Origin of the sequence: Bacteroides sp. (assembly GCF_052357945.1) — a bacterium.
Classification (GTDB): domain Bacteria; phylum Bacteroidota; class Bacteroidia; order Bacteroidales; family Bacteroidaceae; genus Bacteroides.
In genome coordinates, this window is sequence record NZ_DAWCXD010000009.1 from 1 (window position 1) to 9,851 (window position 9,851).

Annotated in this window: 8 protein-coding genes; 4 read left to right on the forward strand and 4 right to left on the reverse strand. The window is 42.9% G+C overall.

Annotated features, from left to right (window positions below; translation table 11 throughout):
* Positions 1-53: 53 nt before the first annotated feature.
* Positions 54-971: a helix-hairpin-helix domain-containing protein gene (locus tag ACT8YW_RS03930; protein WP_444104067.1), complete on the reverse strand. Its 918-nt coding sequence runs from the start codon at positions 969-971 to the stop codon at positions 54-56.
* On the reverse strand, positions 971-2,341 hold the full coding sequence (locus tag ACT8YW_RS03935) for a sodium-dependent transporter (protein WP_099146544.1): 1,371 nt from the start codon (positions 2,339-2,341) through the stop codon (positions 971-973). Before ACT8YW_RS03935 ends, ACT8YW_RS03930 begins: the two co-directional genes overlap by 1 nt.
* A gap of 103 nt (positions 2,342-2,444) precedes the next feature.
* Between ACT8YW_RS03935 and ACT8YW_RS03940 the strand changes: the two genes are divergently transcribed.
* Entirely contained in the window at positions 2,445-2,834 is a 390-nt protein-coding gene (locus tag ACT8YW_RS03940; RefSeq protein ID WP_444104068.1) for a VanZ family protein, read from the forward strand.
* 88 nt (positions 2,835-2,922) lie between these two features.
* Here ACT8YW_RS03940 and ACT8YW_RS03945 read toward each other — a convergent pair whose 3' ends face one another.
* Both ACT8YW_RS03945 and ACT8YW_RS03950 read right to left on the reverse strand, forming a co-directional pair.
* Positions 2,923-4,218: a UDP-N-acetylmuramoyl-tripeptide--D-alanyl-D-alanine ligase gene (locus tag ACT8YW_RS03945; protein WP_004299715.1), complete on the reverse strand. Its 1,296-nt coding sequence runs from the start codon at positions 4,216-4,218 to the stop codon at positions 2,923-2,925.
* Positions 4,219-4,295: 77 nt separating this feature from the next.
* Positions 4,296-6,311, reverse strand: a complete 2,016-nt coding sequence (locus ACT8YW_RS03950) for a tetratricopeptide repeat-containing sensor histidine kinase (RefSeq protein ID WP_444104069.1) — start codon at positions 6,309-6,311, stop codon at positions 4,296-4,298.
* Between the two features lie 117 nt (positions 6,312-6,428).
* Between ACT8YW_RS03950 and folP the strand changes: the two genes are divergently transcribed.
* From folP to ACT8YW_RS03965, 3 genes are all read left to right on the forward strand, one after another.
* Positions 6,429-7,295, forward strand: coding sequence for a dihydropteroate synthase (folP, locus tag ACT8YW_RS03955; protein ID WP_444104070.1), 867 nt, complete (start codon positions 6,429-6,431; stop codon positions 7,293-7,295).
* 11 nt (positions 7,296-7,306) lie between these two features.
* Positions 7,307-8,071: a diadenylate cyclase CdaA gene (cdaA, locus tag ACT8YW_RS03960; RefSeq protein ID WP_004309664.1), complete on the forward strand. Its 765-nt coding sequence runs from the start codon at positions 7,307-7,309 to the stop codon at positions 8,069-8,071.
* A 205-nt stretch (positions 8,072-8,276) separates the two neighbouring features.
* A partial coding sequence (locus ACT8YW_RS03965) for a glycoside hydrolase family 35 protein (protein WP_444104071.1) occupies positions 8,277-9,851 on the forward strand: 1,575 nt, incomplete at its 3' end.

The following is a 9,851-nucleotide window of genomic DNA, read 5'->3' on the forward strand; positions in this document are numbered from 1 at the left end:
TGTTTGTGTGTGATGCATTCTTGTCTGGTGTGATAGGAATGCATCTTTTTTTATTAATTATAACAAATGTAGGGCTCTAGCCGTTCAAGATCAATAGGAGTGAACTCCTCGTAGAGAGATAATTGCTTCAGACTTTTTAAGAGTCCTTTCTTTTTCCGATATTCTATGATAACCTTTGCTTGGTAGTAGTTTATGTATGGATGATGCATCATTCGTTCCATACCGGCTTTATTTACATTGATGCGGCGTGTCTGATGGGTGTCAATGGAAAACCACGGACGGAGTTTCTCTGCCTTTAGATGAATCTCCTGTAACTGCTCTATTCGGAAAAAGCCTCCCAGCCGTTCGCGGTAATTCACAATCATCCGGGCAATGCTGCTTCCGATTCCCGGAATCTTCTTCAGTTCGGTGGTATCTGCGGAGTTGAGACTGATGATAGTTCCCGGGAGATATTTCACAAGGGTGTCCCGTTGTATGCTTGATGTGGTTAACAATCGTACCGTGTCTTTATTTGTCGAACTGAAATCTTCTGTAATTTGTATATAAGGACGAAGAGTCTGGTATTGTTCTTCCGTGAGTCCATATATCTTTCGAAAATCTTCTGGGTGGCGGAATTTACCTTGTTTATAGCGATAGTGCAGGATATTCTTTATCATCCAGGATGGCAATCCAAGCGAAAGAAAAGTAGTAGAGTCTGCGATGTTCGGATCGAACACCGCAAGTTTGATTTCCCTTTGAGGGGATGATTGAAAAGAATGACCGGACTTTTGGTGAGGTTGGGTTTCCCGGAGGGAGGAAATAAAGTTGTTGTATTCCTTATCGAACTTCTCGTTCTCTCTGCAGTCGGTATCTTCAGCGCGTGTGAAAAAGGAGAAGAGTTTAGGGGCGGCATATACTCCTAAAATAAGAACGACAAGGACGATAATGCCTTGTCGTTCAGTTTTAGTATAATAAAGGAAGTCTTTCCACATTATAGCTTGATTAATCCCAGTTCATTGATAAATATCAGTGAGATGGCGATTGGGGCGATATATTTTAATATAAAGATAATGAGTTTGTATACCGGTACCTTTAATGAACCGTCATTGGTAATCTCCGACCATACAATCTTCTTGTCCAGATACCATCCGGTAAAGAGGGAGATGCACAATCCGCCCAGTGGTAACATGATTTTAGCTGTTACAAAGTCGAAGAGGTCGAACATGCCCAGTCCGAAAACGGTAAATCCTTTCATGACTCCCAGTGATAATGAACAGAATATTCCGAGGAAGACACAACCGCCGGTGACTAACCTTGCTGCTTTTCCACGGGAGAGGTTGAACTCCTCATGTAAATAAGCGGTTACTACTTCGTGCAAGGAAATAGTAGAAGTTAAAGCAGCCATTGCCAACAACGCGTAGAACATGACAGAGAATATATATGCCAGTATGGGAACTCCGCTAAATGCCTGTTGGAATACATTAGGCAGGGTGATAAAGATCAGACTCGGACCAGAATCAGGTTGTATGCCTACGGAAAAAGCTGCCGGGAAGATGATAAATCCGGCTAGTATCGCCACAAAGGTATCAATGATTCCTACGCTGAAAGCTGTTTTAGTCAGGTTGGTTTCTTTGCTGAAATAGGAGGCGTACGTACAAAGGCATCCCATTCCCAAACTCAATGAGAAGAACGCCTGTCCCATGGCACTCAAAAATACATTTCCGTCCACTTTGCTAAAGTCGGGCTTGAGCAGGAATTCGATACCTGCACCGGCTCCCGGCAGAGTGACCGAGCAAACAACCAGTATGAGGATAATGATAAACAGGGTAGGCATCATGATCTTGGAGGACTTTTCGATTCCTTTTTCTACCCCTTTCACAATGATGAAATGAGTAATCAACAAGAATGCCACCAACCATACAACCGGTCTCCATGGGCTGCTGGAGAATTGTTGAAAAGAGGATATGAACTCTCCGGAGGTTTTTCCGGCAAAGCCATTAGTAGCAGCTTCAAAAATATATTCGAGTGTCCATCCTGCTACTACAGCATAATAACTAAGTATCAGGAAGCCTGCCAATACTCCCATGCGTCCTACCCAACGCCAATGTGTTCCAGGTGCTAATTTCTGATATGCTCTCGCTGTGTTAGCTCTCGAACGGCGTCCTATCAGGAACTCGGCAATCATAATAGGCAATCCCAGAAGAAGAATGCAGCCTAAATAGATCAATATAAAAGCAGCGCCTCCATGGTTTCCTGTTTCATAGGGAAACCTCCATATATTACCCAATCCGACTGCAGAGCCGGCAGAAGCGAGTATGACTCCTAATTTACTGCCGAAGTTTGCTCTATCATTTTTTGCCATAAATCTTGTTTTATCTTACAAATCGTTATAAAATATACGTATTAGAGCGCAAATATAGAAAATGATACTTATATTTGCACGAAAATTGTAATATTATTTAGATATGCTATCTTATATTAAGAAATATCCGATCTCGCTTTTTATCATTCTGACAGTGATTTATCTGTCGTTCTTTAAACCGCCTAAGACGGATTTAGATGAAATTCCCAACCTCGACAAACTGGTTCATGTTTGTATGTATTTTGGTATGTCGGGAATGTTGTGGCTGGAATTTTTGCGTGCACATCGCAGGGACAATGCTCCGATGTGGCATGCATGGGTAGGCGCATTCCTTTGCCCTGTACTTTTTAGTGGTTGTGTGGAATTACTGCAGGAATATTGCACTACTTATCGGGGTGGAGACTGGTTGGATTTTGCAGCTAATACTACGGGAGCGATTCTGGCTAGTTTAATAGCCTATTATGTCGTACGTACGCCCCAGAATGATGAATAAGCAGTGAATGAAAAATAGAAACGGTGAATAATGGTTGCATCCAATATTCACCGTTTATCATTTACTGTTCACTCGTTTATTTTTCCGTTTACAAATACTCTACCGTTGAGCTAAGTTTGATTCCGTTAGAGCCTTTGATAAGAATGGTATACCCTTTGGGTTTGTCAGCTTGCAGGTCCTTTATAACTTCCTGCGCATTGGCGTAAGTCTTAAAAGAATGTTCGCTTGCGGCAAACAGTTCTCCTACGAGCCATACTTTCTCAAAACCACTTTCCTTTATGTAGTCAACGATTTTCTGATGTTCGGCCGGGCTTTCAGCACCCAGTTCGCGCATATCTCCTAATATGAGCATCTTGTGGGGGACTGTCATGTTCCGGAAGTTTTGCAAAGCAGCCATCATGCTGGTTGGATTTGCATTATATGCATCGATGATAAGCGTGTTATCTTCTGTCTTTTTAAGTTGGGAGCGATTGTTCTGTGGCGTATAGCTTGCCAGAGCCTCATCAATCTTCTTCGCTTCCACTCCGAAGAAACGTCCGATAGTGATGGCAGCCAGGGCATTCGGGAAATTATATTCTCCGATCAACTGTGTGCGAACCTGATGGCGTTCACCGTCCTTACCGGCTTTCCATTCGAAAGCGAGATAAGGCGAATTGTCAGTAATCTGTCCGTTGACATAGAGATCATCTTCAGTTCCATAAGAAATCAGGTTCAATCCCTGCGCGATATTCATCAAATAAGCGTTATCGTGATGAATAAAGGTGATGGCATCTTTCTTACGGAGGAAATCATATAACTCTCCTTTAGTCTTAATCACTCCTTCGAAAGAACCGAATCCTTCCAGGTGAGCTTTACCTACATTGGTGATAATGCCATAATCCGGTTCGGCTATTTCACAAAGAAACTTGATTTCTCCCGGATGATTGGCACCCATCTCGATAACAGCAAGGTCATGCTCCGGTTTCAAACGCAATAGGGTGGTCGGTACACCGATGTGGTTGTTGAGATTACCTAAAGTATAAAGCACGTTATGGGCTTGGCAGAGAACACTGGAAATTAATTCTTTGGTGGTCGTTTTCCCATTAGTGCCCGTAATACCGATCACACGCGTTCCGAGTTGGCGGCGATGATAGTTGGCAAGTTGCTGCATTGTCTGCAAGCAGTTGTCTACAAGTATATATCGTTTATCACCTTCTACGGCATATTCGGCTTCATCAATAATGGCAAATGCGCATCCGGAGTCTAGCGCTAGTTTTGCGAATGCATTACCGTTGAACGACTCACCTTTCAAGGCGATAAACAAAGAACCGTCCGGGCAGTTCCGGCTATCAGTAGTTACTGATTGGCAATCCAGAAAAATCTGGTAAAGAGCAGAAAGTTTCATAACCTGATCTTTTATTTAAAACGCTGCAAAGATAGGCTATTCTTTCGGATTTGATGGGAGTTCGGACAGATTTTTACTTAGGCATATACCAAAGGAAGAGTCAGTATCATCCGGCATCCGTCCGTATAGGAAGAGTCGATCCGGAGGCTGCCTCCTAACTTCTCGGCAATGCTCCGGCATATCGGCAGTCCGAGACCGGTGCCTTGTGTGAAAGAATTCATTTTGTAGAAACGCTCAAATACCGCCTCCTGCTGATCTTTCGGAATACCAGTTCCTGTATCGGTGACACTGATTTCAATTTTCTTTTCAGCTTCCAGTACCGAGTAAGCTATGCGGATACTGCCATGAGTTGTAAATTTGGCGGCATTATGCGCCAAGTTGTTCAACACCTGTGATATGCGTTCCGAATTACTGCGTATGAGCAGGTTTTCTTTTGCAGGTTCGAACAGAACTTCTACATCCTTTTGCCTGTTGTCTTTGGCCACTTCAGAGGCAAGTTGACAGATCGTATTCATATCTGTTTCATCATCTGTGGGCAGTTGCTCATATTGATCCAGTTCCGACAGAGCGAGCACGTCAGTGACCAGTCGGAGCAAGTCGTTACTGTTGCTCTTGATAATATTGACAAACTCCTGTGTTTCCGGACTATTGCTGTAGTGATCGCTTAACACCTGCGAGAAGCCTACAATAGAGTTGAGCGGTGTACGGATTTCATGGGTCATGCTCTGGATGAACGTTGTCTTCATCCGGCTGCTCGCTTCCGCTATGTCTTTGGCTTTACGTAATTCTTCCCTCGACACCGTAAGTTCCTCATTCTTTGTTTTGAGTTCTGCTTCCGAAACTTTCAGTTTGCGTTTCAGGAAGTTTTCTCTATAAAGGAATAAGAATAGAATACCTAATAAAATAATCAATGAGATAATCAATGTTGTTTTATTATGCAACTCCTTTTCCTGTGCCTGGAGCATTAGTTCTTTCTTTTCGGCATTGAGTTTCTCAACGTTTAGCAAGGTGGCAAATTCGCTGCTGGCTACTTGCTCATTGGCTATTTTTAAGGAGTCGTCGGTGTTGATATACATTTGCAGATATTTGACTGCCATGTTCATATTCCCCATCTTCTGGTAGATTTCTCCCTGTGTGCGATAGTGACTGCTGCTAAGTATACTTTCGCTTAAACGGTGCTCTTCCTTTTCTTGCATCTCTGCAGCTTCCAGTGCTTTTTGATATTGCCTGGTCTGCTGATAGTACAAACATTCTATATTGTACAGTCTCTTTTTGATCGATTCCAGTCTTTTATCCTGTTCGAATGCAATCTGACATTCTTTCAATATTTTTTCGGCTGCCTGAAAGTCACCGAACTTGCTGTAGTAGTTAACGTACTCCAACTTGGCAGATATTTGCTGTGTAGAAGAATTGGCTGTTGAAATGGCCTTTTCCACAGCTCTCAATGCTTCTTTTTGCTTTTTCTGGCTGATGTAATAGTTGGCTATCTGGGCATACGTCTGGGAAATATTATAGTTTTCGATATTGTATTTTTCAGTTAGTTCGATTTCCTTCAACCGCCATTCGAAGGCCATCGAATCGAATCTTTTGATAGTGTAGATTTGCGACATAATGTTGTAGCAACGGGACAAACCGGTTTTGTCATCCTCTTCCTGAGCTTCTTTTAACATATTTTGCACTTCATAAAGTGCTATGTTTGTTCTGCTTGTTTTTAAGTAATAGGTAACTAGCCTGTTGGCCCATGCAAAATAATAATATTTAGGCTGATGAGTGGCTTTGGCGAATTCTTTTACTTTGTTGGTATAGTGGATGACACTATCTTCATTGGTTCCCTGAAAATAATAGTAATCCAGTCGGGTGGCTATGGCTACTGCCTGCATTCGTTCATCATGCCGTTCACCGGCCATTCTGAACAATGTGTCGGACATGCTAAGCACAACAGGCTCTAATAAGTATTCTTGACAACGTTGATAATATTCATAGAGAGTAGAGTCAACATTGAAAGTTTCAGCCTCTTTTTGAGCTTTAGCAGTAGTGGTAAAGAACAAAATGAGGAAAAGAAATCCTACGTGAAATAGGGTTAATCGGCTCATGGTATGAATTTTTCGGTTTCTTCTATAGTTTGCAAATATACGTTTATTTCTTCTTTTTAGTACGAATACTTGCTTTTTTTATCTACATTTGTAGGCGATCTAAAAGGAATGTTGTCAATGATGAAACCTATATCTCCTATTTATATAAATGTAAAAGGGCGGTTGCTCGATCTTGCTACTCCGCAGGTGATGGGAATATTGAATGTAACTCCCGATTCTTTTTATTCCGGCAGCCGGATGCAGACTAAAGAGGACATTGCTGCCCGGGCCCGTCAGATACTTGATGAAGGTGCTTCGATTATTGATATAGGCGCCTATTCTTCACGGCCGAATGCCGAACATATTTCTGCTGAAGAAGAGATGAGCAGACTGCGTACCGGTCTGGAAATTCTGAACCATAATCATCCGGAAGCCATTATCTCTGTTGATACTTTCCGGGCTGATGTAGCCGAAGAATGTGTGAAAGATTATGGAGTTGCTATGATTAATGATATAGCTGCCGGTGAAATGGACCACCGGATGTTTCAGACAGTAGCCGACTTGGGAGTGCCCTATATAATGATGCATATGCAGGGAACTCCCCAAAGTATGCAGAAAGAACCGTCTTATGATAACCTGATTAAAGACATTTTCCTGTATTTCGCTCGTAAAGTGCAGCAACTTCGCGACTTGGGAGTGAAAGATATCATTCTCGATCCGGGATTCGGATTCGGAAAAACATTGGAGCATAATTATGAACTGATGACGCATCTGGAAGAATTCCACATATTCGAACTTCCCGTTTTAGTGGGAGTTTCACGGAAATCAATGATTTATAAATTATTGGGAGGAACCCCACAAGATTCATTAAACGGGACAACCGTATTGGACACTGTTGCGTTGATGAAAGGAGCGCACATCCTGCGTGTACATGATGTGCGTGAGGCGGTGGAAGCTGTCCGGATCACAGAGAAATTAAAAATAGAGAGTGGATATGACAAATAAGAGGAGGGTGCATGTTTTTTGAATTTGGCATAAAAGATTTTATCGATATCCTGCTGGTAGCTTTTGTTTTGTACTATACCTACAAATTGATGAAAGCTTCCGGCTCCATCAAGGTATTCACCGGAATTTTGGTTTTTATTCTGATCTGGCTGGTGGTGACACAAGTGCTGGAGATGAAACTGTTGGGTTCTATTTTCGACACATTGATGAATGTGGGTGTAATAGCGTTGATTGTGCTTTTTCAAGATGAGATACGCCGTTTTCTTTTGACTTTGGGATCTCACCGGCATGTCAGTGCATTGGCCCGTCTCTTTAGCGGATCGAAGAAAGAATCGTTGAAGCACGATGATATCATGCCCGTGGTAATGGCCTGTTTAAGCATGGGGAAACAAAAAGTCGGCGCATTGATTGTCATTGAGCATAATACTCCTTTAGATGAAGTCGTTCGTACAGGCGAATTGATTGATGCGGCAATCAATCAGCGTTTAATCGAGAATATCTTTTTCAAGAATAGCCCGTTGCACGATGGAGCGATGGTTATCAGCAAAAAACGTATCAAGGCGGCGGGATGTATCCTTCCTGTTTCCCATGATTTGAATATACCGAAGGAACTTGGTTTGCGGCATCGCGCAGCGATGGGAATCTCTCAACAGTCGGACGCACATGCCATTATTGTTTCAGAGGAGACGGGCGCTATCTCCGTAGCCTATCGCGGACAATTCTATCTCCGCCTGAATGCGGAAGAACTGGAAAGTCTATTGACAAAAGAAAACTGATTTTATTGTAATCACATACCGGACAAATGGTCGGAAGATGAGCATGGCAAAATGCCTCTCATCTTCCGACCATTGTTGTTTTATCTGCTGTTTGGCGCTATTTTGCTTTATTTCCAACCCTTTTTGAATGATAATTATGCCCTCCTTTTTAGGTGAATCGCCTACCTTTGCCGTATACTATTAAAATTCTATTTTTGAATAAACCATGAAAAACAGATTGATTGCTTTACTGGTATTTTTTACAGTTATTTTCTTTAGTAGTGCACAGGCGCAAACTACTGCCCACAAATTTGAAGCAGGCAAGAACACATTCTTGCTGGATGGAAAACCGTTTGTGGTGAAGGCTGCCGAGTTGCATTACACTCGCATCCCGCAAGCTTATTGGGAGCATCGCATTGAGATGTGCAAGGCATTAGGCATGAATACTATTTGTATTTATATTTTCTGGAATATCCATGAACAGGAAGAAGGAAAGTTCGATTTTTCCGGTCAGAATGATATTGCAGCTTTCTGCCGTGTGGCACAGAAACACGGTATGTATGTCATTGTCCGTCCTGGTCCGTATGTATGTGCGGAGTGGGAGATGGGGGGACTTCCCTGGTGGCTGTTGAAGAAAAAAGATATAGCCTTGCGTACGCTCGATCCCTATTATATGGAACGGGTAGGCATCTTTATGAAAGAGGTCGGTAAGCAACTGGCTCCGCTGCAAGTGAATAAAGGGGGAAATATTATCATGGTACAGGTAGAGAATGAATACGGTTCTTATGGAATCGACAAACCTTATGTCTCTGCCGTGCGCGACCTGATTCGTGAATCCGGTTTTACCGATGTACCTCTGTTTCAATGTGACTGGAGCAGTAACTTCACCAATAACGCGCTCGATGACCTGATTTGGACCGTGAACTTTGGAACAGGCGCCAATATCGACCAGCAATTTAAAAAACTTAAAGAACTTCGCCCCGAAACTCCGTTGATGTGTAGCGAGTTCTGGAGCGGATGGTTCGACCACTGGGGACGCAAACATGAGACACGTCCTGCAAAAGATATGGTACAGGGCATCAAGGATATGCTCGACCGGAACATCTCTTTCAGTTTGTATATGACTCACGGAGGAACGACTTTCGGACATTGGGGAGGTGCGAACAATCCTGCTTATTCCGCAATGTGCAGTTCGTATGATTATGATGCTCCGATCAGTGAAGCCGGGTGGACTACCGAAAAGTTTTTCTTGCTTCGTGATTTATTGAAAAACTATCTTCCGGCAGGTGAAACGTTGCCTGAAGTCCCCGCAGCTTTGCCTGTTATTGAAATTCCCGAATTCCATTTCACTAAAGTGGCTCCGCTATTTTCGAATCTGCCGGAAGGCGAACAAACAGTGGATATTCAACCGATGGAACAATTCAATCAGGGATGGGGGGCTATTCTGTATCGGACCACATTGCCTGAAGTTACTGCGGCAGGAACCACTTTGAAGGTTACGGAAGTGCACGACTGGGCGCAGGTCTATGCCGACGGCAAACTTCTGGCACGTTTGGACCGTCGCAAAGGAGAATTTACAACGACTCTGCCTGTCCTGAAAAAAGGTACGCAACTGGATATTCTAGTGGAAGCAATGGGACGTGTCAACTTTGACAAATCCATCCACGATCGCAAAGGTATCACAGAAAAGGTGGAATTAATTTCGGGTAATCAGTCTAAGGAATTGAAAAACTGGACAGTGTACAACTTCCCGGTAGATTATTCTTTTATTAAAGACAAGAAATATAACGATACAAAAATA

Bases quoted from the DNA above. Each gene is read 5' to 3' on its own strand.
- folP (WP_444104070.1), top strand. From the start codon at position 6,429: ATGATGAAACCTATATCTCCTATTTATATAAATGTAAAAGGGCGGTTG.
- ACT8YW_RS03940 (WP_444104068.1), top strand. From the start codon at position 2,445: ATGCTATCTTATATTAAGAAATATCCGATCTCGCTTTTTATCATTCTG.
- ACT8YW_RS03930 (WP_444104067.1), bottom strand. From the start codon at position 971: ATGTGGAAAGACTTCCTTTATTATACTAAAACTGAACGACAAGGCATT.
- ACT8YW_RS03950 (WP_444104069.1), bottom strand. From the start codon at position 6,311: ATGAGCCGATTAACCCTATTTCACGTAGGATTTCTTTTCCTCATTTTG.
- ACT8YW_RS03935 (WP_099146544.1), bottom strand. From the start codon at position 2,341: ATGGCAAAAAATGATAGAGCAAACTTCGGCAGTAAATTAGGAGTCATA.
- ACT8YW_RS03945 (WP_004299715.1), bottom strand. From the start codon at position 4,218: ATGAAACTTTCTGCTCTTTACCAGATTTTTCTGGATTGCCAATCAGTA.
- cdaA (WP_004309664.1), top strand. From the start codon at position 7,307: ATGTTTTTTGAATTTGGCATAAAAGATTTTATCGATATCCTGCTGGTA.